The organism is Pantoea sp. SIMBA_079 (assembly GCF_046940275.1).
GTDB classification, from domain to species: Bacteria; Pseudomonadota; Gammaproteobacteria; order Enterobacterales; family Enterobacteriaceae; genus Pantoea; species Pantoea borealis.
This window is the reverse complement of sequence record NZ_JAWRYR010000389.1, coordinates 1-267: the sequence shown is the minus strand read 5'-3', so window position 1 is coordinate 267 and position 267 is coordinate 1. Positions and strand designations below refer to the sequence as shown.

The following is a 267-nucleotide window of genomic DNA, read 5'->3' as shown; positions in this document are numbered from 1 at the left end:
CGCATCGTTCTGTGCCTGAACACTCACCGGACCCTGGTTGGCAATGAGTTTGATCCCCAGCTTGCGAACAAACACGCTAAGCCCCTGCCCCACACCCACGAACAAGCGCTTGACCACACTCATATCGGCTTCGCCACCGGCGTTGAGCATCACGTTCTTCTGCGCGGCCAGTTGCAGATGCCCGCCACTGGTCAGCGAGATACCTTGCGGTGCACTGAGCATCAGTACAGAGGACTTGAGCTGTTCCAGGTCTTGCTTGAGCAGGTC

General features: G+C 58.1%; 1 protein-coding gene. It reads right to left on the bottom strand.

What is annotated here, in order from left to right:
• Positions 1–267 (bottom strand): DUF2345 domain-containing protein (locus SB719_RS20490; RefSeq protein WP_412159790.1); only part of this gene is annotated, 267 nt, incomplete at both ends.